The 25,142-nt window shown below is 68.6% G+C and carries 17 protein-coding genes and 1 riboswitch; of the genes, 11 read left to right on the top strand and 6 right to left on the bottom strand.

All coding sequences use genetic code 11. The features are described 5' to 3' along the window. Nucleotides 1–20: 20 nt before the first annotated feature. Nucleotides 21–1,619 carry a DUF5691 domain-containing protein gene (locus KCH48_RS12030; RefSeq protein ID WP_210572928.1) on the top strand — a complete coding sequence of 533 codons (1,599 nt, stop codon included), beginning with the start codon at nucleotides 21–23 and terminating at the stop codon, nucleotides 1,617–1,619. Between the two features lie 92 nt (nucleotides 1,620–1,711). Here KCH48_RS12030 and KCH48_RS12025 read toward each other — a convergent pair whose 3' ends face one another. Further along, nucleotides 1,712–2,128 (bottom strand): cobalamin B12-binding domain-containing protein, encoded by a 417-nt coding sequence (locus KCH48_RS12025; protein ID WP_210572926.1) that lies wholly within the window; start codon nucleotides 2,126–2,128, stop codon nucleotides 1,712–1,714. A gap of 590 nt (nucleotides 2,129–2,718) precedes the next feature. On the opposite strand from KCH48_RS12025, the gene KCH48_RS12020 reads away from it, so the two are divergent. Together KCH48_RS12020 and KCH48_RS12015 are read left to right on the top strand one after the other, a co-directional pair. Next, a complete protein-coding gene (locus KCH48_RS12020; protein ID WP_210572925.1) occupies nucleotides 2,719–3,582 on the top strand; it encodes a triacylglycerol lipase in 864 nt (287 codons plus the stop codon). An 83-nt stretch (nucleotides 3,583–3,665) separates the two neighbouring features. Next, a complete protein-coding gene (locus KCH48_RS12015) occupies nucleotides 3,666–5,213 on the top strand; it encodes a M23 family metallopeptidase (protein WP_210572923.1) in 1,548 nt (515 codons plus the stop codon). A 41-nt stretch (nucleotides 5,214–5,254) separates the two neighbouring features. Here KCH48_RS12015 and pcrA read toward each other — a convergent pair whose 3' ends face one another. Together pcrA and KCH48_RS12005 are read right to left on the bottom strand one after the other, a co-directional pair. Next, on the bottom strand, nucleotides 5,255–7,744 hold the full coding sequence (gene pcrA, locus KCH48_RS12010; RefSeq protein ID WP_210572921.1) for a DNA helicase PcrA: 2,490 nt from the start codon (nucleotides 7,742–7,744) through the stop codon (nucleotides 5,255–5,257). Between the two features lie 267 nt (nucleotides 7,745–8,011). Then, nucleotides 8,012–9,100, bottom strand: coding sequence for a ScyD/ScyE family protein (locus KCH48_RS12005; RefSeq protein WP_210572919.1), 1,089 nt, complete (start codon nucleotides 9,098–9,100; stop codon nucleotides 8,012–8,014). Nucleotides 9,101–9,363: 263 nt separating this feature from the next. After that, nucleotides 9,364–9,535: riboswitch (cyclic di-AMP (ydaO/yuaA leader) on the top strand. Between the two features lie 7 nt (nucleotides 9,536–9,542). On the opposite strand from KCH48_RS12005, the gene KCH48_RS12000 reads away from it, so the two are divergent. From KCH48_RS12000 to KCH48_RS11980, 5 genes are all read left to right on the top strand, one after another. Then, on the top strand, nucleotides 9,543–10,706 hold the full coding sequence (locus KCH48_RS12000; protein ID WP_210572917.1) for a C40 family peptidase: 1,164 nt from the start codon (nucleotides 9,543–9,545) through the stop codon (nucleotides 10,704–10,706). A gap of 219 nt (nucleotides 10,707–10,925) precedes the next feature. Next, entirely contained in the window at nucleotides 10,926–11,678 is a 753-nt protein-coding gene (locus KCH48_RS11995) for a TnsA-like heteromeric transposase endonuclease subunit (protein ID WP_210572915.1), read from the top strand. Further along, nucleotides 11,675–13,720 carry a helix-turn-helix domain-containing protein gene (locus KCH48_RS11990; protein ID WP_210572914.1) on the top strand — a complete coding sequence of 682 codons (2,046 nt, stop codon included), beginning with the start codon at nucleotides 11,675–11,677 and terminating at the stop codon, nucleotides 13,718–13,720. The genes KCH48_RS11995 and KCH48_RS11990 overlap by 4 nt, the downstream gene beginning before the upstream one ends. Beyond that, nucleotides 13,717–14,805, top strand: coding sequence for a TniB family NTP-binding protein (locus KCH48_RS11985; protein WP_210572913.1), 1,089 nt, complete (start codon nucleotides 13,717–13,719; stop codon nucleotides 14,803–14,805). Before KCH48_RS11990 ends, KCH48_RS11985 begins: the two co-directional genes overlap by 4 nt. Then, nucleotides 14,802–17,738, top strand: coding sequence for a TniQ family protein (locus KCH48_RS11980; protein ID WP_210572912.1), 2,937 nt, complete (start codon nucleotides 14,802–14,804; stop codon nucleotides 17,736–17,738). The genes KCH48_RS11985 and KCH48_RS11980 overlap by 4 nt, the downstream gene beginning before the upstream one ends. A 143-nt stretch (nucleotides 17,739–17,881) precedes the next feature. On the opposite strand, the gene KCH48_RS11975 is transcribed toward KCH48_RS11980, so the two are convergent. Next, entirely contained in the window at nucleotides 17,882–18,511 is a 630-nt protein-coding gene (locus tag KCH48_RS11975; protein ID WP_210572911.1) for a class I SAM-dependent methyltransferase, read from the bottom strand. A 582-nt stretch (nucleotides 18,512–19,093) separates the two neighbouring features. Between KCH48_RS11975 and KCH48_RS11970 the strand changes: the two genes are divergently transcribed. Beyond that, nucleotides 19,094–20,761, top strand: coding sequence for a pentapeptide repeat-containing protein (locus tag KCH48_RS11970; protein ID WP_307840864.1), 1,668 nt, complete (start codon nucleotides 19,094–19,096; stop codon nucleotides 20,759–20,761). A 269-nt stretch (nucleotides 20,762–21,030) separates the two neighbouring features. Here the strand turns inward: KCH48_RS11970 and KCH48_RS11965 are convergent, their stop codons facing one another. Both KCH48_RS11965 and KCH48_RS11960 read right to left on the bottom strand, forming a co-directional pair. Beyond that, nucleotides 21,031–22,299: a pentapeptide repeat-containing protein gene (locus tag KCH48_RS11965; protein ID WP_210572908.1), complete on the bottom strand. Its 1,269-nt coding sequence runs from the start codon at nucleotides 22,297–22,299 to the stop codon at nucleotides 21,031–21,033. A 244-nt stretch (nucleotides 22,300–22,543) separates the two neighbouring features. Then, nucleotides 22,544–22,897: a hypothetical protein gene (locus KCH48_RS11960; RefSeq protein ID WP_210572906.1), complete on the bottom strand. Its 354-nt coding sequence runs from the start codon at nucleotides 22,895–22,897 to the stop codon at nucleotides 22,544–22,546. 439 nt (nucleotides 22,898–23,336) lie between these two features. Between KCH48_RS11960 and KCH48_RS11955 the strand changes: the two genes are divergently transcribed. Beyond that, on the top strand, nucleotides 23,337–24,377 hold the full coding sequence (locus tag KCH48_RS11955) for a C40 family peptidase (RefSeq protein WP_210572905.1): 1,041 nt from the start codon (nucleotides 23,337–23,339) through the stop codon (nucleotides 24,375–24,377). Nucleotides 24,378–24,477: 100 nt separating this feature from the next. Beyond that, complete coding sequence (locus KCH48_RS11950; protein ID WP_210572903.1) at nucleotides 24,478–25,110, top strand: hypothetical protein; 633 nt, start codon at nucleotides 24,478–24,480, stop codon at nucleotides 25,108–25,110. Nucleotides 25,111–25,142 lie beyond the last annotated feature (32 nt).

Raw genomic sequence — 25,142 nt, 5'->3', positions numbered from 1 at the left:
ACCCAACGGAAGGGAAGCGCATGAACACCGCGTCAAGCGCCTGGGAGGACCTGGTCACCACCGCCCTGCTCGGGACCGAGCGGCGCACTCCGCCGGGTTCCGTTCCCGGCCGGGAGGCCCCGGTGGCGCTGTTGGACGCGGCGGCCGTGGAGACCGTACGACGGCGGGCCGGGCTACGACCCGCGCGAGCGGCCGAGCGCCCGGAACCGGCGCCCGAGGACCCGCGCCCGCACCTGCCCGCCGCGGCGGCCCGCAGGCTCGCGCTGCTGCTGGCCGACCGTCCCGGCGCGGGCGCCGGCCGCAGCAGAGGCACGGCGCCGGATCTCATGGAGTTGCTGCCGCAGTGGCTCGCGAGGGCCAACACGCGCGGCTTCGCGGCGCCACCGGAGATGCTGCCCGCGCTGCTGGACGCGGCCCGCGGCCGTACGGATCTACGGCCGGCGGCGCTGACGTTCGCGGGGCCGCGGGCGATGTGGCTCGCCCGGCTCAACCCTGACTGGCGGTTCGCCCTGCGTGCGGCGCCCGGCGGGGGCGCGGCGGTGCCCGACCCCGGAGATACGGAGAAGGTACGGGAGCTCTGGCAGGAGGGACTGTTCGCCGAGCGGGTCGCCCTGCTCGCGGCCATCCGCGCCCGCGTGCCCGCCGCCGCACGCGAACTGCTCGCGACCACCTGGTCGACGGAGCGGGCGGAGGACCGCCTGATGTTCCTCGACTCGCTGCGGACGGGGCTGGGACCGGACGACGAGCCGTTCCTGGAACAGGCGCTGGCCGACCGGAGCCGCAATGTACGGGCGACGGCGGCGGAGTTGCTGTCGGCGCTGCCGGGCTCGGCACTGGCCGGACGGATGGCGGTCCGGGCCGGGGCATGCGTGACCGTCGACCGTATGCGCGAGACACCGACGATCGCCGTTGAAGCGCCGCACGAGTGCGACCCCAGCATGGAGCGAGACGGTGTCGTGACCAAGGCTCCGGCGGGACGGGGTGAACGGTCATGGTGGTTCGGCCAGTTGGTGGAGGCGGCACCGCTCGGGACCTGGCCCGGCCGGCTCGGCGGACGCACACCTCAGGAGATCCTGGCGCTGCCGGTCGCGGACGACTGGCAGGGCGAACTGCACGCGGCATGGTGCCGAGCCGCCGTGCGGCAACGCGACGCGGAGTGGGCACGGGCGCTCCTCGGCACCCCGTCGGCACCGGAAGCCGGCGGCCCAGGAGCGGTGTCCCTGGCGGAACGGGCGAAGCTCCTCGGCACCCTGAGCCCCGACGAACGCGCCGAGTGGGTGGCCGGGTTCATCGCGGCGCACGGACTGTCCGAGGCGTTCCAGCTGCTCGGAGTGTGCGCGGTGCCGTGGGCCGCGCCCCTGGGGCGGGCTGTGGTGGACGCGCTCAACATCGCGCGAGACGCGGGGAGTTACCCATGGAGCTTCAGCGGAGTGATGGGGTTGGCCGAACGCTGCCTGGACCCCGGGGAGGCAGCCCGACTGGACGGCCTGATGGCCATACCGGACGAACCGGAGGACGCATCACCGGGAGCCGGAGGCTACTGGGCGGAGGCATTCCAACGCCTGGTCACAACACTGCGACTGAGGGCGGCCATGGCGGAGGAGCTGGGGGCGGTGTAAGCGCGCCCCGCAGGGGCGCGGGGAACTGCGCGACCAGCTACAACGGCGCCGCAGACAACCCACGACCCATCGCGCCCCTCCCAGCGGAGCAGCTACGTACCGGCCGGCTGCACCACGTTCGCCCTGACCCACTCCACGATCGAAGCCGTCGTAGCCCCCGGCGTGAAGATCTCGGCAACCCCCTTCTCCTTCAGCGGAGCGATGTCCGCCTCGGGAATGATGCCGCCTCCGAAGACCAGGATGTCCTCGGCGTCACGCTCCTTGAGGAGGTCGATCACCGCGGCGAACAGGGTGTTGTGGGCGCCGGAGAGGATGGACAGGCCGATCGCGTCGGCGTCCTCCTGGATCGCCGTGTCGACGACCTGTTCCGGGGTCTGGTGAAGCCCGGTGTAGATGACCTCCATACCGGCGTCGCGCAGCGCCCGCGCGATCACCTTGGCCCCGCGATCGTGACCGTCGAGCCCCGGTTTGGCCACCACCACGCGGATCGGACCGGCTGCCACACCCATCACTGCCTCCATGAAGCGACTACATGCATCCGTACCGATACGTACCCCACGCACCGCCCGTGCCGTACGAGCCTCGCATGCCGTGCGCTGAGCCATCCGCCGCACCGAGTACGTACTGGAGCACAGCGCCACGGCCAGGACACCTCACACTGCACCGGCCGGGGAAGTGAACGAACGTTATCTCCAGCATCCCGTAACCGGCAGTTTCGCGGTGCCGACCGAGGGGGAAATCACACGGTGGGACACGTTAGCCGCGCACCGTTCCAAGCGCACAGGGAGCCGCAACGAGGTCGTCGCACCACCGCGCCGCAGGCAGCGCGCCGTGTGGGTGCGGCGCACCGACGGTGGCAGGCAGGGCACGTAGGACAGGTACGGCACGACAGCGGGGAGCCTCGTCGCCACACCGACAGGGGACCTCGTCGCTTCATCGGCACCACAGGCGCGTCTTGCACCGCAGGCGCACCTCAGGCCCCCGACCGCACCCGTCCCACGCGCCCCGCCGGCGCACCGTCGGCCGTCTTCGGTACGGCTTCCCACGAGGGCACACGGGGGACAGAGCCGTCCTTCCGCGTGCCGACAGGAGGTCGGCCATGAAGGTCACCAGGGCGGTAGTGCCCTTTCTTCCCCTCTGCCAGCGCCTGCTCCCCAGCAGACTGGCGGGGCTGTCCATGAACCTCCTGAAGGCGACCGCCCTGGACCTCGCCATCCTCGCGGGACATCTCCTCCTCTACCCGTCCGGCATCATCCAGGAGCGCCGCGGCCCGGGCCCCGCGCTTCCCCCGCCCGACACCGCACAGCTGCCGACGGAGGCCAAGCCCTCGGTCGTCCTGCTGCACGGCTTCATCGACAACCGCTCGGTCTTCGTCCTGCTGCGCCGCAGTCTCGCCCAGCACGGCAGGCAGCAGGTCGAGTCGCTCAACTACTCTCCGCTGACCTGTGACATACGCGCCGCGGCCGAGCTGCTCGCCCGGCACATAGAGGAGATCTGCGAGCGCACGGGCAGCAATCAGGTCGACATCGTCGGCCACAGCCTCGGCGGACTGATCGCCCGTTATTACGTACAGCGACTGGGCGGTGACATCCGCGTCAGGACGCTGGTGACGCTGGGTACGCCGCACTCCGGCACCCGGGTGGCTCCGCTGATGAACGCCCACCCGATCGTCCGCCAGATGCGCCCGGGCTCGGACGTCCTCGAGGAGCTCACCCGGCCGGCTCCCGGCTGCCGTACGCAGTTCGTGAGCTTCTGGAGCGACCTGGACCACCTGATGGACCCGCTGGAGACCGCCTGCATCGACCACCCCGACCTGCTGGCGCACAACGTGCGGGTGAGCGGCGTCGGACACCTCGCCCTGCCCGTGCACCCCGCCGTCGCGACCGGCATACGGCAGGCCCTCGACACCGCGCCGACAGGAACCGCAGAAGCCGCCCGGACCGGTGGTCTGACCGTGGCGTGACGTTCGCTCCGCCCCATCCAGCTTCGAACACTCTTCGAACGCAGGGCCAAACCCGCGCCCGCCGTCCCCCGAAACACGGCCGAATGCCCGTTTCCTTCAGGCGCGAAACCTGCCGAAGATTGTCGCGCCCGCGTACTGCCGGGTACAGTCACCGCACTGCTCTGGCAGCCCCTGTTGTCGAGGCGAGAGAGAAGTTGGTGAACGAACGTCACCCGTCGGGGATCATCACCTCCCCGGCTCCGGCTTCCGATGCCTCGGCGCCCTACGCGCCGTACGGCGGACAGGAAGCCCACTACGGTGACTTCACCACGTACGACGCCTACGCGGCGAACTGTATTCCCGCGGGCGCGGCGGGCCTGGACACCGGTGCCTACGCCACCCCGACCTTCGACGCCGACCCGCTCTTCGGCAGCATGCCCGGCGAGAACACGGGCTCGTACGACGGCACTCAGTGGTCGACGGGCAGTCACCAGACGCTGAACTACGACGTGTACGCGGCCCAGCACCACGCCGCCTACGACACCGGCGCGTACGACACCACCGCCTGGACCGAGGGCCACCAGCCGCTCTCCGTCATCCCGCCGCAGTCCACCGGCCCCGAGGCCACCGGCCAGTGGGATTCGGGTACTTGGCTGCAGCCCGAGCAGCCTGAGCACTCCGGCGCGGCGGACCAGACCCAGCACTGGGACTGGGGCACGCAGACCTTCGACACCGGCGCGTACGACGCCACGCAGTGGAACTCGGACGGCGCCCAGCACCCGGCCGACGAGTACGAGCATGTCTCAACCGGTGAGCTGTCCGTCGTAACACCCCTGCTCGACGGCCAGGAAGAGCAGGAAGAGGCCGTCTCGCCGACCCCTGCGCCCGGCTCACGCGCGGCCGCTCGTGGCGCGGGGCGCTCCCGTCGCCGTACGCCCGCCAAGCGCTCCGCGCTGCTGACGGTCGCCGTGCCGTCGGCGTGTGTGATGGGTGTCGCGGGGATCGCCGCCGCGTCCGTCGGCACACTGACCGACGACGGCGGCGACACGTCGACGACCGCGGCGGACACGAAGTCCGTCAAGCCGTCCGCCGCGAACAACAAGCTGGACACCCAGCTCGAGAGCCTCACCGCCGGTGCCGACGACTTCGCCGACCGGGCCAGCCGTACGCAGGAGCGCATCGACCTCAAGGCCCAGCAGGAGGCCGAGAAGAAGAAGGCGGCGGCGGAAGCGGCCCGCAAGGAGCGGCTGCGCCCGAAGTACGCCCTGCCGGTCGCCCGGCACGGGCTCAGCGCCTACTTCGGCCAGTCCGGCATCAACTGGATGTCCATCCACACCGGCATCGACTTCCCGGTCTCGTACGGCACGCCGGTGATGGCCGCGACCGACGGCACCGTCCGCACGGAGTGGAACAGCTCCTACGGCAACATGATGATCGTGACCGACAAGGACGGTACGGAGACGTGGTACTGCCACCTCTCCACCTACGCCGTCTCGTCCGGTACGACCGTGAAGGCCGGCGACACGATCGCGTACTCCGGCAACTCCGGCAACTCGACCGGTCCGCACCTGCACTTCGAGGTGAAGCCGTCCGGTGGCTCCGCCATAGACCCGCTGGCCTGGCTGCGCAGCCACGGGCTGGACCCGACGTAAGTGCCTGCGGGCCCCCGCCGGTTCAGCGAGGGCCCACTCCGTCAGAGCTTCTCCACCGGCGCATACCGCAGCAGCAAGCGCTTCGGCTTGGTGTCGCCGAAGTCGATCGTGGCCTCCGCGTTGCCGCCGGTGCCCTTGACCGCCATCACCGTGCCGAGACCGAACTGGTCGTGGGTGACCCGGTCGCCGACCGCCAGCGCGACCACCGGCTTCTCCGAGGTCCGTCGCGTGGCGAAGCCGGAGGCGCCCGATGCCGACGAACGGGAGCGGGACGAGGACAGTGAGGCGGCGACGCCCGACACCGGGCCCGCCGGGGCCGCGGAGGGACCGGTCCGCTTCCAGTCCACGTGCTGGTCCGGGATCTCCGCCAGGAAGCGCGAGGGCGGGTTGTACGACGGCTGCCCCCACGCGCTCCGCATGGCGGACCGCGTCAGATACAGGCGCTCACGCGCGCGCGTGATGCCGACGTACGCCAGGCGCCGCTCCTCCTCCAGCTCCTTGGTCTGGCCGAGGGCGCGCATGTGCGGGAAGACGCCGTCCTCCATGCCGGTCAGGAACACGACGGGGAATTCGAGGCCCTTGGCGGTGTGCAGGGTCATCAGGGTGATGACGCCCGCGCCTTCCTCGTCCTCGTCGGGGATCTGGTCGGAGTCGGCAACCAGGGCGACGCGCTCCAGGAAGTCGGAGAGTCCGCCCGCGGCCTCGCCCTCCGCGGACTCCTGCTCGAACTCCAGGGCCACGGCCGCGAGTTCCTGGAGGTTCTCGATCCGGGTCTCGTCCTGCGGGTCGGTGGAGGCCTGCAACTCGGCGAGATAGCCGGTGCGTTCGAGGACGGCCTCGAGGACGGTCGCGGGTCCCGCGCCCGACTCGACGATCGTACGGAGCTCCTCCATGAGCACGTTGAACCGCTTGACCGCGTTCGTCGACCGGGCGGCCATGCCGTAGGCCTCGTCGACGCGGCGCAGTGCCTGCGGGAAGCTGATCTTCTCGCGCTGGGAGAGGGCGTCGATCATCGCCTCGGCGCGGTCGCCGATGCCGCGCTTGGGCACGTTGAGGATGCGGCGCAGCGGGACCGAGTCCTCGGGGTTGGCGAGCACGCGCAGGTAGGCCAGGACGTCCCTGACCTCCTTGCGCTCGTAGAAGCGGACGCCGCCGACGACCTTGTAGGGCAGGCCGACGCGGATGAAGACCTCTTCGAAGACACGGGACTGGGCGTTCGTACGGTAGAAGACCGCGACGTCGCCGGCCTTCGCGTCGCCCGCGTCCGTGAGGCGGTCTATCTCCTCGGCGACGAACTGCGCCTCGTCGTGCTCGGTGTCGGCGACATAGCCGGTGATGCGCGCGCCCGCGCCCGCGTTGGTCCACAGGTTCTTGGGGCGGCGGGACTCGTTGCGCTCGATGACGGCGTTGGCGGCGGTGAGGATCGTCTGGGTGGAGCGGTAGTTCTGCTCCAGCAGGATCGTCGTCGCGTCCGGGTAGTCCTCCTCGAACTGGAGGATGTTGCGGATGGTCGCGCCGCGGAAGGCGTAGATCGACTGGTCGGCGTCACCGACGACGCAGAGCTCGGCGGGGAGCAGGTCGTGGTCGCTGGGCGGTACGTCAGCGTCGTCGGCGCGCTCGCCCGTGCCGACGAGTTCGCGTACCAGGGCGTACTGCGCGTGGTTGGTGTCCTGGTACTCGTCAACCATGACGTGCCGGAAGCGGCGGCGGTAGTGCTCGGCGACGTCCGGGAAGGCGCGCAGCAGGTTGACCGTCGTCATGATCAGGTCGTCGAAGTCGAGGGCGTTGGCCTCGCGCAGGCGCGACTGGTACATCGCGTACGCCTGGGCGAGGGTCTTCTCGAAGCCGTCGGTGGCCTGGGCGGCGAAGTCCTCCTCGTCGATCAGCTCGTTCTTCAGGTTGCTGATCTTGGCGCTGAAGGACTTGGGCGGGTAGCGCTTGGGGTCGAGGTCCAGGTCGCGGCAGACCAGGGCCATCAGGCGCTTGGAGTCGGCGGCGTCGTAGATCGAGAAGGACGAGGTGAAGCCGAGCTTCTTCGACTCGCGGCGCAGGATGCGTACGCAGGCACTGTGGAACGTCATCACCCACATCGCGTTCGCGCGCGGGCCGACGAGCTGCTCGACGCGCTCCTTCATCTCGCCGGCGGCCTTGTTGGTGAAGGTGATCGCGAGGATCTGGCCGGGGTGCACCTTGCGCTCGCCGAGCAGGTACGCGATGCGGTGTGTCAGCACGCGCGTCTTGCCGGAGCCGGCGCCGGCCACGATGAGCAGCGGGGAGCCGCAGTGGACGACGGCCGCTCGCTGGTTCTCGTTCAGCCCGTCCAGGAGCGCGGCCGGGTCCACCGCCGGGCGGTGCGCGCCGTCCCGGTAGTACGCGTCCCGGTCCGGCGGCGCGTCGAACTTCCCGCCGAACAGATCGTCCGGAACCGGCTCCGGCGCATGATCGTCCTCGGGTGGCGGCGGGGGTTCCTCCGCGGGGCCCCGCGGGGCCTGGAGGTCCGCCAGGAAGCTGTCATCAAAGAGGCTGCTCATCGCTCTCCGAGTTTAGGGCCTGCCCGATGGCCCAGTCCGGGGGTCGCGGGCCCTGGCACGCGCATCTGCCGCGTTGTCGTCAGTCGCCATGGCTCCGCCATGACTCCCTCCTCCGCCTTGCAGCTGCACGCACCAGACCCCGCTCGGGTCTGTTGATCAGGAACCGGCACGAAACCCGAACCGGGCCATCGGACAGACCCTAAGGCGCCCCACTGACAGCCCGCCGCCGCCCTGAGAACATCGCCGATTTCCGAAGCCCCAAGGGTCTCAGAAGCCGAGGATCTTCCAGACCTGGCCGCCCGGCGTCTTGCCCTGCCCCAGATCCGTTCCGTCCCGGTCGGCGACGGACCAGGCCGAGACGTAGACCTTGCCGTCGTACGGGTCGACGGCCACGCCCGCCGGGAACGGGACCTTCACGTTCGTCCGCTTGCCGTGGGAGACCTTGGTGACGACACCGGCGAAGAGCTGGCTGACGTACAGGTCGCCCTTGTCGTTGAGGGCGAGGCCGGTGATCGAGCCGAAGCCGGACTTCCAGCCGAGGATCTTGCCGGTCCGGGGGTCGACCTGCCACACGCGCGCGGTGGGCTTCTCACTCTCGCCGTTGAGCTCGCCGACGTAGAGCTTGCCGTCGGGGCCGAGCGCCAGGGAGGTCGGGACGGACTGGTTCTTGTCGTGGTCCGGGAAGACGGTGAAGGGGCGGGCCCGGCCGGACGGCGAGACCTCGATCAGGTCGTTGCCGGCGGCGTCCGCGACGATCTTGCGGCCGTCGGGGAGCGCGAGGACGGCGTACGGGTTGGACTCCACGGATGCCTTGTGCGGGTTGTGCCTCAGCTCCACGGCCGCGATGTCCGCGGCGATCTTCGCCGTGCCGTGGCTGATCTTCAGCAGCTTGCCGAGCTTGTTCCAGGGCGGGGTCGTGGGCACTCCGGCCTCCGGCGGGGCGAAGGTCTCGACGCCCCAGACCTTGCCGTGCCGCGCAAAGACGCCGTCGACGCCGGTCGCGAAGCCGCCGTCCGGGGCGGCGGCGGAGGGCAGCCCCTGCACCACCCTGTAGTGCTTCCACGCGCCCCCGTTCCAGTAGATCTTGGTGACGGCCGACGTGAGGCCGATGCAGGTCTCGCCCTCCGGCCCCTCCCCGATGCACTTCTTGCCGCCGCGGCCCGCCTCGGCGACGTACAGGCGTCCGTGGTCGTACGACAGCTGGCGTGGATTGTCGAGGCCCTTCGCGATCACGCGGACGACGGGCTTGCCGCCGGCGCGGCTGTCCTGTCCGGCGCCCGCGCTCGCGGGTGCGATGCCTGCGGTGACGGTGAGTGCGACTCCTGTGGCGATGACGAGTGCGGTGCGGTTCCTCATGGCCGTACTCCCTCCCAGCCGCCACGGCTCCCGACCGTGGCTGGCTGGAAGCTACCGCCCCGAAGCGGGCGGACGTCGTCACTCCGGACAAAATACGAGCAACTCACCGCAGACCCTTCCGTATTGACCACGGCGAGCGACGCCCTGGGCTAAGGTCACGAAAATGTATCGGGCATATCGCCCATCAACCTTCACAGAGGCCACACCAGTTGGTTAGCGTTCCTCCAGGCCGCACGACCCCTACCGGCGAACGTCGCCGGGCCGTACGGCCTCCGCCGAGTCCGGCGCGCCCACGGGGCAGTCCGGAGCCGGGGACCCACCGAACTTGGGGTGAATCGGCCGGACTTCCCTTCGGGAAGCGGTCGTAGGGCAACCCTTCCGAACCACCCGCCCGAACCCGACAGCTAACTCGGTAGGCGGACGATGGAAGGAGTCGCCTCCCTTGGCGTCGCACCGCAAGTCGCGTCCTTCGGGTTCGCGCGTCGCAGGCATACGGACCCCCGCCCTCGCCACGGCGGCCCTCACCTCCGTGGCCCTGCTGTCCCAGTCGGCCAACGCCGCCCCCGCGGCCGACGACAAGCCGAGTCTCGAAGAGGTCGAGAAGAAGGTCGGCGATCTCTACCGCCAGGCCGAGTCGGCGACCGAGAAGTACAACTCGGCGAAAGAGAAGACCACCAAGCAGCGCAAGCGCGTCGACACCCTCCTCGATGACGTCGCGCAGCGCACGCAGAAGCTCAACGAGGCGCGCGAGGAACTGGGTTCCTTCGCCTCGGCCCAGTACCGCACCGGCGCCTCCGCGCCCGACACCGCGACCTTCCTGCTCGCGGACACCCCGCAGGACTACTTCGACCAGACCCAGCTGATGGACCGGATGACCGGCCGTCAGAAGGAGGCGGTCGACGACTTCGTCACGCAGCAGTCCGCGACGATGGAGAAGCGCCGGGAAGCCACCGCGAGCCTCGAGACGCTCACCGAGTCGCAGGGCGACCTGAAGGCCGCCAAGACGACCGTCCAGCAGAAGCTGGCCGACGCGCGCGAGCTGCTGTCGAAGCTGACCGCCGAGGAGAAGGCGCGGCTCGCGCAGATCGAGCGGCAGAAGCAGCAGGAGGCCGAGCGCAAGGCCGCGGAGCTCGCCAGGGAGCAGGCCGCGGCGGAGGCGGCGGCCCAGGAGGCGGCGCAGCAGCGGCAGGAGAGCGGCACCGGCACGTCGGAGTCCTCCGACACCTCCGTGGCCGACTCCTCGTACGCCACCAAGGCCGAGAAGGTCCTCGCCTTCGCCCGCTCCACGATCGGCAAGCCGTACGTCTGGGGCGCCACCGGCCCCGACTCCTACGACTGCTCCGGCCTCACCCAGGCCGCCTGGAACGCCGCCGGCATCTCCCTCCCGCGCACCACCTGGGACCAGGTGAACGCCGGCACGACCGTCTCCCTCTCCGCCGCCCAACCCGGCGACCTGGTCTTCTTCTACGACGACATCAGCCACGTCGGCATCTACATCGGCAACGGCATGATGATCCACGCACCGAAGCCGGGCGCCTATGTGCGCGAGGAGTCGATCTTCTACGACGGTGAGTCGTCGATCCACAGCGTGGTACGGCCGGCCTGAGGAAGCTGTAGGTTCCGATTAGAGATGTCGCTGTCCGAGTGACTTGTCGTCAACTTGTCAGTCGACACGCTCTCTTCGGTACACGGCCAGGTCCGGCGCCTGGCCGTGCCATACCGCACGGGTCCACTACCTCGTTGGTCTTCCCGGCTTCTCATCCACGTTACTCATGGTGGTTGCCAGTGTCTTGGTGTCGATGGCATCGGACACGAAGGGGCGACCATGGGGACTGGTCCAGGCGTCGCGGACGCGACAGATAGTCGGACGGTTCGGGCGGCGTACCGGCGGGCCGACGGTCGGCTGGTCGAGGCCGAACTCGACAGGGTCCCGGTGGACGAGGTCGCTGGCGGACAGCCGGTACGCGAGTTCCGTTGGTACCGGGGTCGGAAGCACTACTCGGGTTGGTACCACGCCGCCACAACGGGTCGTCTCGTGGCCTACGAGAGTCGACTGGAGCTCGCCCGCATTCTGCTTGCCGATTTCGCGCCGGATGTCGTGGAGGTCGCGGCCCAGCCGTTCCAGTTGGTCGGTGCTGACGGTGACCGCGTTCGCCGTCATGTTCCTGATCTGTTCCTCGTCCATGCCGACGGTCTGGTGACTGTCGTGGACGTCAAGGCGCCCTCACGTATGAGGGATCCCAAGGTGATCGCGCAGTTCGACTGGACACGCCGGGTGTGTTCGCGCCGCGGCTGGGTCTATGAGACCTGGTCGGGGGCTGAGCAGGCCGTCGTGGAGAACGTGCGCTTCCTGGCCGGCTACCGGCGCCGGGAGCTGGTGGAAGCCTCGCTCGTCCCGCATGTGCTGGAGGCTGCCACCTGCCAGCCGACGATCGGTGCCGTCGAAGCCGCGCTGGCCGGGCAGCACCCGTGCGAGATCGTCCGTCCGGTCGTCCTGCACCTGGTGTGGTCCGGTCGGCTCGTTGCTGACCTGCGGACTCCGCTGAACGGTGCAAGCCGGGTGCGGGTGGCGGCATGAACGCATACGCGGTGTCGCTGTTCCCGGGGGTGCGTCTCTTCTTCGGTGGTGACGTCGTCGAGGTCGTGGACATCGACGGGCTCCGGACGACGGTCCATAACGAGCGGACGGGCGAGTACGGCTCCGTTCCGCTCGGGCGGCTGGCGGCCAACGCCCGGTCGATGGATGAGCCAGCGCAGGCCGCTGCGGACGGGGTGGGCCTGCTGCTGGCGTCCTTGTCGGCCGACCAGCGTCAGCGGCTGCGGGAACGGGCCGGGCACGTCCGCGAAGTGCTCGGCGGTTACCAGTCCGGGCACGCGGCCGATGCTCTGCCTGGCGAACCTCGGCCCGAATACGGCCCCGATCTCCCGCTCAAAGAGCGGACCGCTGCCAAGGCAGCTGAGCTCGGTGTCTCGCCTCGCACGCTGCAGCGTTGGTTGACCGCTTACCGGGAAAGCGGCGATGCAGGGCTCGTGGACGCCCGCGCCGGGAGGACTTCCAGCGTCGATCCCCGGTGGGAGGAAGCGGTCCGCCGCGTGGTGGCGGAGTCGGTGGCCAGCTCGACCCCTACCCGGTCGGCCCTGTTGTCGCGGGTCGAGGAACGGCTGAACAGCGAGTACGGCAAGGGCATCGTCGCCGTTCCGTCCCGGAGCACGGCCTACGCGAGGCTTGCCGTGTTGACCAAGGGCACGAACGCGGTCTCCGGCAGTGCCAAGGCACGCCGTTCGATCGCGGACAGGCCGCAGGGCGCCTACGGGCGGCTGCGGGCTGCCCGACCGGGTGAGTATGTCGTGCTCAATACCCAGGACCTGGACATCTATGCCATGGAACCGGTGACCTGCCGGTGGGTTCCGCTCCAGCTCACCGTTGCTCAAGACCTGTTCTCGCGCTGCATTGTCGGCCTGCGGGTGACGGCCTGCTCTACGAAGGCGCTCGATGTCGCCAGTGTGCTCTTCGAGGCGGCCTGCCCTCCGCTGGATGACTCGAGCCGCCCCGCGCTGGCTCCTTACCACGGGCTGTGGGACGAGGTGGTGTTCACCGAGGAGGGGCTCGTGCCGGGCGGCGGGCTGTGTCCGCCGGAGACGCTGGTCATCGATCATGGGCGGGCGTTCATCTCGGCGCATGTCATCGGGGTCTGCACCCGTCTGGGCATGTCGATTCAGCCAGCCCAGCCGAAGAAGCCAACGGACAAGCCGACGGTCGAGCGTTTCTTCCGCACCTTGCGGGAGGGGCTGATCCAGCACCTTCCCGCATACAAGGGGCCCGATGTCCACAGCCGGGGTGAGGCGGTCGAGGATGCCGCGTTCTTCTTCATCCACGAGGTGGAGGAGATCATCCGTGAGTGGATCTCGGAGGTCTATCACCGGCGTGAGCATGACGGACTGGTCATTCCGCAGTGGCCGAAGCTGTCGTTGTCGCCGCTGGAGATGCTCCGCATCGGTCTATCCCGGGCCGGACGGCTGCGCATGCCCGCGTCCCCGGAGCTAGCCTTTCAATTTCTCGCGGTCAAGGCACGCACGATCCAGCACTACGGGGTCGAGGTCGACGGGATGCGCTACAACGGCCCCGTTCTGGACGGCTACCGCAATACACCCAGCCCCTACCCCGGAATGGGACGGCAGTGGCCAATCCACGTCAACCCTGACGACGTACGGTTCGTCTACTTCCAGGACCCTGCCGACGACTCCTGGCACGCGCTGCACTGGGAGCACGCACCCGCACTACACATGGCCTTCAGCGGTGAGGCCGCCGCTTTTGCCCGCAGGCTCGCCGCCCGGGAGGGTCGGCACGTCGACTCCGCGCAGGCCCTTGCGGATCTTCTGGCCCGCTGGGACCAGGGCATGGTCACCGACCGGCGCGAACGCCGCATCGCGGTGAGGTTGTCGGCTGAACGCGGGGCTCTGTCCCTGCCGGTGCTGCCGGACCAGTCCGGCCCTCTGACGCCTCCGGAGCTGCGGCTGGTGCCGGAACTGCCGGCCGGGGACAGCGATGACGAGGACGAACTGTTCGACATCCCTGCAGGCGACGACTTCTACGCCGACGCCTTCGAGGTGATCGAGTGAGGCTGCCCAACCTGTTCAGCCTCTCCCGCAAGGAGGGCTGGCGCCGCTTCGCCGACGCTCCGCCCCGGCTCCGGCCTGAGACCCTGACACGAGCCCGGCTAACCGCGCTGGGCGAGGCCGCAGCTGAGGACTACAACGACGCCCGGCACGACTGGCACGCCAACTTCGGCATCGTGCAGACTCCACAGCTCGCGGGCATTCACGACGAACTCGAACAGATCGTGGCCAGCAACCGGCAGGACGGCGACCGCATCCGTTCCGCCGCCGTCATCGACGCCCTGCCGGGTCTGGGCAAGACCACCATCGCCAACCTGTTCGGCCGCGATTTCGACCGTCAGCAGATGCGCCGTCTGTCCCCGGTCACCGAGGCCGGGCACGAACGCATCCCGGTCTTCCGTGTCGGGCTGACCTCCAACACCACCCTGCGAACCCTGAACCGGATGATCTGCGAGTACTACGGCCACCCGGCCACCGACCGGGCGAACGCGGCCGCCCTGGCCAGTCACGCCCTGGACTGTGTCCTGTCCTGCGAGACACAGCTCGGCATCATCGACGACATCCACTTCATCGACCTGGACCGCCGCGACGGCCTGGCGGTGTCCAACCACCTCAAGTGGCTCGCCAACGAACTGCCGGTGACCTTCGTCTATGTCGGTGTCGGTCTGGCCGAGCGGCGGTTCTTCGCCGACGGTCTGACCGGCAAGAACGTGGCCCTGGCCCAGACCGCACGTCGCTGGACCCGTCTGGGTGTCGATCCGTTCCGGCTCGACACCGAGCAGGGCCGCCGCCACTGGCGGAGCCTGATCAAGGCCACGGAACGCCAGCTCGTCCTTGCCGAGCACCGGCCCGGGATGCTGCTGCGCCACGCGGACTACCTCTTCGAACGCACCAGCGGGCACATCGGGTCGTACTTCACCCTGCTCATGCGGGGCTGCTACCGCGCGATCCGCAACGGCACGGAAGCCGTCACCCGCGAGGTGCTCGACGGAGTCCGGCTGGACGAAGCGTCGGAGCAGGCACGCACGCAGCTGGCCGCAGGGATGGCCCATGCGAACATCACTACCGTGCTCGGGGATGCCTTGTGACCGAGACGCGTGTGCTGCCGCTGCGGTTGCCGATTCTGCCCGGCGAGGGTGTGGACAGCTGGCTGGAAGCGCTGAGCCGCCGCAACGGCATGCCCCTCTCCGCGTTCCTGCGCGTCCTGGGCCTGCCCCGGCACTCTCTCACACGCCCACTGGTCACCGACCTGCCCACCGCTTCCCTCCGCACGCTGGAGACCCGCACCGGCCTTCCGGCTGGCCGCCTCGACCAAGCGGTGATCGGCCCCGGCTTCCCCTTCGGCCCCCGGCGTCAACGGCGATGCCGATTCTGCCCCCAGTGCCTGGCCGAACGGGAGGGACGCTGGCTACTGAAGTGGTGGCTCCCCTGGGTCTTCGCCTGCACCGCGCACAAGGCACTGCTGCACGACACCTGTCCCGGCTGCGGCAAAGGGACACGCGTCAGACTGCCCGGACACACCCACCGCTTCCCGCCGACGGCCTGCACCATCGGTTCCCGTTTGGTATCGGTCTGCGGCACCGACCTGTCCAGCGCCGAACTTCTGCCGTTGACTTCTGATCACCCCTTGCTGGCCGCACAGTGCCGCGTCGACAGCCTGCTCGCCACCCCGGTCACGGCCCGCACTGTCCTGGATGACCTCAACCACTGCACGTCATGGCTGATGCACACGATCGACGACCACAACGTCGCTCCCATGGGCGCGACGATCCAGCGGCTTTGGCAGCACCGGCCACTGGCCACGCGGACCCCTGCCGATCGGGCCAAGCCGCTCGGCTCCGCCGTCAGCGGCGTGATCGCCCACACGGCTTTGCCCTTCCTCGACACAGATGATGACTCCTTCGCCGTCCATGCCGTCCACAACTTGCGAGCACGGCACGACACCGCGAACAAGGTGATCCCCCGAGGCATGACCGCCGAACAGTGGTCCCAGCTCTCGCCTGCCGCACAGCGCCGATTCCTGCACGCCGGCGACCACACAATGGGCGCCCTCGACCGTGTCCGGTTTGCCTCCTCCACCCCCCGCGCCCGCGTCCCCAGCCCCGGCGACCAGAGGGCGGGCGCACGCATCCGTCATGTTCCGCAACTTCTCTGGCCCAGCTGGACAGTCCGGCTCATGCCCCGGGAGGGAACGCAGGAGAACCTGTGCCGTGGCATCGCCGCCGCACTTCTCCTCCTGCCTGGCGAGCCCGACCTGAGGGCACGGGGCGTCACCGACCGCCTGAGCCCGCACCTGCCGAACGCCATGACCGTCACCTTGCAGCGAGCCCTCAAGTCCGGGCATCCCGCCGTGCTCACCGCGCTCTGCAACCTCGCCCACTACCTCGACGATCACGGCAGCCCGATCGACTACGAGCGTCGCCGACGTCTCATCCCGGTAGCCCCGATCAGCCCAGACGACTGGCGGGAACTCTGTTTCCGCACCGGCAACCAGCCCGGTGAACAGCTCAGCAGCAAGACCACCGTGGCGCCCCGCTACCTCAACGCCCAGCGCTACCTCAACCAACTGCTCACCGGAGCCGACCTGACCGACCCACGCCACCCCCTCACCCTGCGATCAGTAGCCGACCGCTCCCGCTACTTCGCCTTCCCGCCCTCCTTGACCCTCGACCAGCGCGACGCGCTCCATCGGCACGCGGTCGGCATCCTGCACGACCTGAGCATCAAGGAACCACTGACCTGGGAACCACCGCAGGAATGCGCCGACGGCCTCGCCCTCCCCGGCCGCCGCCTCGACGACCTCGACCTGGAGGAAGTGCGCCGCATCGTCATCACCGAACAACGTGCCCCACGAGAGGCGGCCAGAGCTCTGGACACCACCCTGGCCCACGTCCGGTTCGCACTGGAACGCGTTCCCCGCGAACCCCGCGCCTGGAGCAGGCGATCGAGCGTCGGATCCTGGCGCCTCCGTCAGCAGGCCAAAGCCGTCCTCACCGCAGACTTCCTTCAACGCGAGTACATCGACGGCGGCAAGCCCCTTCGAGACATCGCCCGGGAAACCGGCATCCCGCGCCCGCTCGCCGTTGCTCATGCCCGCGCCCTCGGCGTCACCGTCCGCCGCACCCGCAAGCCTTTCCCCATGGACCCGGCATGGCTACGCGAGCAATACCTCACCCACAAGCGCTCGACCCTCGACATCGCCTCAGAACTCGGCACCGAGGACGAGACAGTGCGTCGACGTCTCAAGCGCCTGAATATCCCTCTGCGGCCACCGGGAGTGCACAGCCGCACGATCATGACCAAGACCGACGCCAACCTCCCGCGTGCCGTCCGGACCGCCGTCAAAGGCACACTCCATGGCTGGTTGCGGCTCCACCGCTTCCAGATCGCCATGCGCTTCCCGTCTCTCGACAGCGCCGCCCATTACCTGAAGGTCGAACCGAACGCCCTGGTCACACAGTTTCAGCGGCTGGAACGTGACATCGGTACGCCGCTCTTCAACCGAGCAGCCTTCGGCCGACCCCAGCAGCCCACCAAGCAGGGCCGACAACTGCTGCGCAACCTCGAAGAAGAGCGAGTACAGGCCCTCATGACCACCTCACTCCAGCATGACCAGATCACGGCTCAACCCGACGATCACACCCTGGAATCCGCCCACGCCAAATTCAGAATCCGCCGCAATCCCGGCCCACCCACCCCCTTCAGCGACATGGCTGTCGAGCGTGTCCGCATCACCGGACCGACGCTGATCCTCCTGCGGCACCTGCTGACCCGACCACAGGAGGAGTTTTACGGAGCAGAGGTCATCCCACGCACCGGCCTCGAACCAGGAACCCTCTATCCCCAGCTCAAGCGACTCGAACGCGCAGGATGGCTCACCAGCCGCCTCGAAGACGACGCCGCCTGGATGAACAGAGCCACCCCTGGCCGCGGCCCCGGCAGACGCCGCACCTTCTACACCCTCACCGCTGAGGGCCACCGCGCCGCCCATCTCGAAACTCAACACCGCATCACGGCCTGAAGAAACTGTGAGGCTGGCGATGTCGGGCGGCGGGCCGCCACGGCTGCACTTGGCGGATCGAACCAGCAGTACGCGTTATCTCAGGTTCAGAAGAAGCATCAGGCATGTTGACCGAACTAACTCAAGAGTCCACAGGTCAGTCTCTACGGGCGGCGGGCCAGCAAGTGTGTGTCGAGGAAGCCGCGCTCGGACGCTGGGTCGTGGAGCAACCGAGCCACCGTGACGAGCCCGGCCTCGGTCAGCAACCCGGCAAACTGCTCCGCCGGCCAGCTATAGGCGGGCGCCACCTTGTGATCGAAGCGGACCGGCTCCGGCCCCTCAGTCCCGAAGAAGGACACCAGGAGCAGACCCCCTGGTGCCAGGACACGCACCTGCTCAGCAAGTAGCGCGGGCAGTTCTTCAGGTGGGGTATGGATCATCGAGTAGTGGGCCAGCACTCCACCAAGCACGCCGTCCTCGACCGGCAGGGCCTCCATTCGTGCTTCGTCGAACCGCAGCGTCGGCTGGGCCCGCCGAGCGTGGTCGACCATGGCCGGGGAGAGGTCGATCCCGAAGGCATCCAGCCCCAAGTCGTGCAGCATGGCCGTCAGATGACCGGGTCCGCACCCGACGTCGGCTACCCGCAAGTTCCGCGTGTCACGCACGAGCTCGGCGAAGGTGCCGATCATGTTCCGTGCGAACGGCCGCGTCTCCAACCGACTAGTGAACATCGACGCATAGAGCTCGACGACCCCGTCGTAGGCCGCCCTGGTCTCATCCTGGTGTTCTAACACGGGCAGGAAGCTAACACCCCCGCCGTGCACCGCCGTTCTCCGCCCCGTACCGGCCCTTCCCCTCGGGACTGATCGTCACGTCACCTGATCACGGCACGCCCCGGGTAGTTTGGAGAAGGCACACATGCCTTACAAGTATCCGCAGGCTCTTCAGCCCAGTTCGGCAGCCACGATCACCGGCTTCCCTGGCGCTCCTTGTTCCGGGCAGCGTGCCCCTGGCGTCGCTCGCCGGGGCGGATGCGAGAGAAACGGGTATAGGCGAGAGGTGAGATCCGCAACCGCTGGGCCGTGTGCAATCGTCTCTCGGATATGCCTCAGCCACCCCACGGACCGTCCCCGACCCCGCAGAGCTGGCTGCACTGTGGCGAGGGTGCCAACCCAGAAAACCTCTTCGGATGTCCCGGCATTCGTGTGTCGGGTCACACTGCGTGTCTCGCACACCTGGCCGATCTCGACCGCGATGCCTACCTTGCGGATCTGGTCCCCGGCGCCGACATCGACCACCGCGGCACTTCGTTCACCGGATCCCTTCTCGGCGCCCTCCTCAACGCCCTCCGTGACCCCGTAACTGGCCACCCTCGCGTGGGCGTCGCCAAGTTCGAGTCGGCAGTCTTCGAGGGTGACGTCTGGTTCGAGTCGGTTACCTTTCAAGACATCGCCTGGTTCGAGTCGGCCATCTTCAAGGGCCACGCCGGGTTCCAGTCAACAACCTTCAAGGACAGCGCCGGGTTCGAGTCGGCGACGTTCGAGGGTACTGCCGGGTTCGGGTTGGCGACCTTTGAGGGCAGTGCCTGGTTCCAGTTGTCAACTTTCGAGGACGATGTCTGGTTCCAGTCGGCGACCTTCAAGGGCCACGCCGGGTTCAGGTCGACGACCTTCAAGGGCGTCGCCGGGTTCGGGTTGGCGGCCTTCAAGGACATCGCCTGGTTCGAGTCGGCAGGCTTCGAGGGCAGCGCCAGGTTCCAGTCGGCGACCTTCGAGAACAGCGTTGTGTTCGGAGCAGCGACCTTCAAAGGAAAAGCCTGGTTCGAGTCGGCGACCTTCAAGGGCAACGCCGGTTTCGACTCCGCGACGTTCGAGGGCAAGGCCGGATTCGAGTCGGCGACCTTCAAAGGCGACGCTTGGTTCGAGTCTGCAACCTTCAAGGAAGCTGTGACCGTAGGGCCTTTAATCTGCACTGGGCGAGTCCTGCTGTCCAGGGCGACGTTCGGCGGCCCAGTGACCCTGGCGTTTGCCGCCCATCGCCTGGAGTGTCGTCGGACACGCTGGTCATCGACAGCAGAGGTACGTCTGCGCTACGCCACGGTGGACTTTGCTCATGCGGTGTTCGAGTACCCCCTCACGATCGCCGCGGAGCCGGATCCGTTCGTTCTCGCCGACGGTCGGCAGCTGGCCGAGGATCCTTTTGAGAGGGCGCCCGATCCCGGCGTGCGGGTGGCATCGCTGCGTGGGGTGGATGCAGCCCACCTGGTCCTCGCCGACATCAACCTGTCAGGATGCCTGTTCGCTGGCACGGTCCACCTGGATCAATTGAGGCTGGAGGGCGCCTGTACGTTCGACACAGCCCCACCCGCCGTGCACTGGCGACGATGGTGGCCTATGTGGTTCGCCGAACGCCGCGTCCTGGCCGAGGAACACCACTGGCGTGCCAACCAGCCGAGGGCAGTGCAGGGCTGGAATATCGCGGTCCTCGGCGCCGGGCGCACCGGGCCATTGCAGCTCGCGCCGGTGTACCGGGCGCTGCGCAAGGCCTTCGAGGACGGCAAACACGAGCCCGGGGCCGCAGACTTCTACTACGGGGAGATGGAGATGCGCCGCCACGCCGACGACATCCCCCACAGTGAACGGCGGCTGCTGACCGCGTACTGGGCGCTGTCCGGCTACGGCCTGCGCGCCTCCCGGGCCCTGGCCTGGCTCGGCGCCGCCATGCTCCTCACCATCGTCTTGCTGATGGCCGTCGGCCTCGCCAAGGACACCCCGAACCAGACAGCGACCGGCACCGTCCCGGCCAGCGGAGGCAAGGTCACCTTCGAGATCAACAAGGACGACCCGCAAGACCCTACCGGCAACCGATTCACCGGCAAGCGCTTCGAGAAGGCTCTGTACGTCACGCTCAACTCGGTGGTGTTCCGCTCCTCTGGCCAGGACCTGACTACTTCTGGCACTTACATAGAGATGACCTCACGCCTGACCGAGCCCGTCCTTCTGACGCTCGCCGTCCTGGCTGTCCGTAACCGGGTCAAACGCTGAACCACCACCATCGGTGGCAGTTCGCCACGGAGTGATCCCTATCCGACGTCCCCAGTCCCCGAGCTCCGGAAGATGTTTCAACCCGAAACACCTTCCAAGACATGCCAAGCCGGACTTGCCTAACCTGCCTGCACTCGCGATCAGCAGCCTCCGCTGAGTAAACAGGCTATAAGCCCTAGGTGACGTCCGTGCCGTCGTCGGCTACGTCACGTGCTGCACACGTGGATTGGCCTTGGCCCGGACTGATGGGGATCGCGCCGTGGCCTCGACTAGGGAGGCGGCGATTGCCAAGCCGTGGGCAGGATGAGCCCATTTGGCAGGGGGAATCCTGGTCCCGGAAGCAGGCTAGCTGGAGCAGTCCCTCCGGCATCGCTGAAGTCGACTGCACCGCCGGAGAACGTCGCTTCGTCGAAGTGAACCGTGCTGCCGGAAAACGTCGAATTGTTGAAGTGCACCGTGCCGTTGGAGAATGTCGATCCATCAAAGTCGACTGTACCTCCGGAGAATGTCGCTCCGTAGAAGCGGACCGTGCTGCCGGAGAACGTTGAACTGTTGAAGCGGACCGTGCTGCCAGAGAACATCGCCCCATCGAAGTCGACCGTGCCGCCGAACAAAGTCAACCCGACGAAGAGGACCGCGCCGCCGGAGCACCTCGACCCGTGGAAGTCGACTGTGCCGCCGGAGAGTGTCGACCTGCTGAAGCTGACTGAGCTGCCGGAGAACATCACGAAGCTGAAGTCGACTGTGCCGCCGGAGAACACCACCCCATGGAAGTCCACTGCGCCGCCGGAGAACACCGCGCCGGTGAAGTCGACCGTACCGCCGGAGAACACCGCCCCGGTGAACTCGACCGTACCGCCGGAGAAGACCGCCTCGCTGAAGTCGCCACCGTCGAAGATGACGCCAGTGAAGTCAAAGTCGTGACCTTGCCACGAGTGGTGATGGTGGAGGGGTAGACGGAGGCGGTCGCGAAGGAGCCTGACGACGGTGTGCCGGACTTCCCGCAGAGCCAGGTAAGTGTGGCGGGCTTTCGGGTCGTTCGCCGGCAGGTCGGCTTCGGCGGTGTAGGGCAGTCGGAGGTACGCGCACAGGACGTCGATGCAGGTCTGTCGCAGTTCACGGTTGGGGGCGTCGTCGGCGAGTCCAGCCAGTGCGTGGACGCCGCCGAGGCGGACTGCCGCGGGTTCTTCGCCGAGTAGGGAAACGGCAGTGGTGAAGCGTTCGGTATGTAGTCGGGTGGCGTCACGGAACGCGCCGTCCTCATCGACGCGCTGGCGACGGTAGGCCACAACCAGGGCTACCAGGGCACCCGCGCCAGCCACCACGCCGAAGGCAAGCTTGACGAGATCGAACAGCGTCTTGGAGTCAATGCGCGGCTCAGGCTTCAACCCGGTTACGCCGAGCAGGTCCCAACCTGCGTAGAACACAACCGCGGCCACCAGGACCGCAGCGATGAAGGCAAGGACCAAGACGATGCCGACGGGCCACAGACGCAGACCGCGCTGTTCGGCCTGGCGCCGGGGCAGACGTGAGCTCATTACCGACAAGACTGCCCAAGGTGCACGACTGGTTGCAGCCGACAGAAACCGACAGTTAGTCCGGACGAAACCCCGACAAGAAGGCTGGACCACACTCCGAAGCCCCAGGTCACGTCGCCACCGAACGACAATTGAAATCGGAACCTACAGAAGCACGGGCGGCGTCCTGCTCGTCGCCGAGTTCGCCCGTCCCGGCCGCGCTACGACGTCCGGGGCTGGGCGAGCGTCTTCCCGTTGCGGGACGTCAGGTCCACAGCACCGCGATGAAGACGTTCGCCGTGGTCAGCAGGCCGACCAGGCCGAACAGCGGCTTCTCGACCTTCTCGTCGTCGCGCTTCACATAGACGAGCCCGAGGATCACGACCAGCAGCGCCAGCTTCACACCGATCTTGATGTTGTTGACGGACTGGTCGTCGGCCTGGTTGAGGCCGACCAGGATCATGCCGGTGACCAGCATGGTCAGCGCGCCGTGCAGCATCGCGGGGACGAAGCGGGCGGTGCCCTGCCCCATCGCCTTCATCTGGGTGAAGAAGCCGCCGAGCAGGGCGGCGATGCCGATGATGTGCAGGCCGACGAAGAGATGGATGAGTACGTCCATGACGCCGGAGCCTAATCAGAGGCGGTTGGGCACATGACACCGGCCTGCCTCAGCGATGCACCGGACCGGCTTGGCGCGGAGGTTGCATATATGCGGTCCATAGCAGCCCGTCACCCCCAGGGGTCCCGGAATCCTCACTTCGGTCACCACACTGCGTGAAGTCGACGGCCCCGGAACGGGATCACGATCACTTACGGTCACCGTGCGGTCCGCTCGCGTCAGTTCCGCGCAACGCGTTACCCGTCCGACACACCCGGGTTTAGCGTCCTCCCCCAGGTGACCGGCTCCCCACCGCCGCCCGGGCCAGGGGCGGCAGTCGATCACCCCGCCGAAAAGGTCCGGCGGCGGTCCGCTCCCCCTGTGCGGGCTGCCGCCGGACGCAGAGCCGCCGGCGGCCCCCACGGCACCGGCGGTCGGACGAAAGGACGTGCAGGTCCACGTGGCAGCGCACCGCAAGCCCCGACAGCGTTCGACCGGCGGCACCTCGGCCCGTACGGCCGCCACGATCGCCCTCGCGGGCGCCGCGACCGCGACCGGTCTGGACGGGACCGGGCATGCGGAGCCGGAGCTGACGCCCGCTCAGGTCAAGGCGAAGGTGGACAGGCTGTACCAGGAGGCGGAGGTCGCCACCGAGAGATACAACGGCGCGAAGGAGAAGTCGGAGGCGGCCGAGCGGCGCCTGCGGGACCTGCGGGACGAGGCGGCGCGCAAGACGGACGGCCTCAACTCCGAGCGGGCCGCGCTGGGTTCGATGGCGGCGGCCCAGTACCGCGACGGCGGCCTCGACCCCGCGCTCCAGCTCGCGCTCTCCGCCGACCCGGACGGATACCTCCAGGGCGCCGAGTTCGCCGAACGTGCGGGCAGCCGTCAGGCCGCGTCCGTCGACCGCGTACGCAAGCAGCTGCGCGAGATCGAGCGACTGCGCGGCGCCGCGCACATCGAGCTCACCTCACTGAAGTCCCGGCAGGCCGAGCTGAAGCGGCACAAGAAGACGATCACCGGCAAGCTGGACGCGGCCCGGCGGCTGCTGTCCCGGCTGACGGCCGAGGAGCGGGCCCGGCTCGAGGACGCCGGACGGGCCTCACGTACGGACGCACGGGACGGCCTGACGGGACCCGTGACGGCGCCCAACGCCCGTGCGGCCTCCGCCGTTTCGTACGCCTACCAGAAGCTCGGCAGCCCCTATGTGTGGGGCGCGACCGGCCCCGACGCCTTCGACTGCTCGGGCCTCATGCAGGCCGCGTACCGCTCCGCGGGCATCTCCCTGCCCCGTACGACCTACGCCCAGATCGACGCCGGCCGCCGGGTCTCCCGCGCCGAACTCCTCCCGGGCGACCTGGTGTTCTTCTACTCCGGCATCAGTCATGTCGGCCTCTACGTCGGCAACGGCCGGATGATCCACGCCCCCAACCCCTCGGCGCCGGTACGGCTGGCGCCCATCGACGAGATGCCGTTCGCGGGGGCGACGCGGGTGGCGTGAAGGTGTCCGACGGCACACCACAGGGCGTGGCATGCCCACGTCGGCACGGTAGCGTCTGCGAAACGCTTCGTACGACGTCCCGTGCCCCGAGAAGGTGTCGATGCCGCGCTCCGCACTGCCGCCGCCTCCCCCACCGCCGCACAGCAGGATGTGGCCGGACCGGGCGGCCCTGCTGGCGGACCGGGGGCGGGCGCTGGAGGAGCTGCACCGGTGCAGCATCGGGGTCCACCGGGTACTGCTGCTGTGGCTGCTGGCGCTCTCCGCGATCATCGGCTGGGCGCTCCTTGTGATCCCGCTGCAGCAGCTGGAGGAGCGGGATCCGCTCGGCTTCCTCCTCGGCCCCGTCTTCGCGCTGCTGGGCCTAGCGGCCCTGTCCCCGTCCGTCATCACCCTGGCCCACGCCATCCGCCGCGACCATCGCATACGGCAACTCCTCGACGCCTGGCTGCAGTTGGACAGCGACCCGGAGACCGACGCCGGTCTCCGCTCCCCCGGCCTCAGCCTCTTCTGGCTGCTCTCCTCCGTCGCGCTCTGCGTGATCGGCCTGTGGGCGTCCCTCGCCTCGGCGGCCGGTGCGGAACCGGACCGCACGCGCTACAGCGATGTCGCCCTCGACATGGGCATCGGCACGATCCTGTGGCTGACGGGTCTGATAGGCGTGATCAAGGCCGTACGGCACTACCGCTGGGCCGTGCGGGCACTGGGCCCGGCGCCGCGGCCGGGCCACCACTGAACCGCGACTCTCTCCTACCGCCCCCGTCCGTG

The sequence above is a fragment of the Streptomyces sp. GESEQ-4 genome (assembly GCF_017948455.1).
Classification (GTDB): domain Bacteria; phylum Actinomycetota; class Actinomycetes; order Streptomycetales; family Streptomycetaceae; genus Streptomyces.
The sequence above is the reverse complement of the archived record's forward strand: the minus strand, read 5'-3'. Positions and strand labels throughout refer to the sequence as shown.

Coding starts and splice junctions, on each gene's coding strand:
- KCH48_RS11965 (WP_210572908.1), bottom strand. CDS start 22,299: ATGAGCTCACGTCTGCCCCGGCGCCAGGCCGAACAGCGCGGTCTGCGT.
- KCH48_RS11950 (WP_210572903.1), top strand. CDS start 24,478: ATGCCGCGCTCCGCACTGCCGCCGCCTCCCCCACCGCCGCACAGCAGG.
- KCH48_RS11995 (WP_210572915.1), top strand. CDS start 10,926: ATGGGGACTGGTCCAGGCGTCGCGGACGCGACAGATAGTCGGACGGTT.
- KCH48_RS12015 (WP_210572923.1), top strand. CDS start 3,666: ATGCCCGTTTCCTTCAGGCGCGAAACCTGCCGAAGATTGTCGCGCCCG.
- KCH48_RS11990 (WP_210572914.1), top strand. CDS start 11,675: ATGAACGCATACGCGGTGTCGCTGTTCCCGGGGGTGCGTCTCTTCTTC.
- pcrA (WP_210572921.1), bottom strand. CDS start 7,744: ATGAGCAGCCTCTTTGATGACAGCTTCCTGGCGGACCTCCAGGCCCCG.
- KCH48_RS12020 (WP_210572925.1), top strand. CDS start 2,719: ATGAAGGTCACCAGGGCGGTAGTGCCCTTTCTTCCCCTCTGCCAGCGC.
- KCH48_RS12005 (WP_210572919.1), bottom strand. CDS start 9,100: ATGAGGAACCGCACCGCACTCGTCATCGCCACAGGAGTCGCACTCACC.
- KCH48_RS12030 (WP_210572928.1), top strand. CDS start 21: ATGAACACCGCGTCAAGCGCCTGGGAGGACCTGGTCACCACCGCCCTG.
- KCH48_RS11960 (WP_210572906.1), bottom strand. CDS start 22,897: ATGGACGTACTCATCCATCTCTTCGTCGGCCTGCACATCATCGGCATC.
- KCH48_RS12025 (WP_210572926.1), bottom strand. CDS start 2,128: ATGGGTGTGGCAGCCGGTCCGATCCGCGTGGTGGTGGCCAAACCGGGG.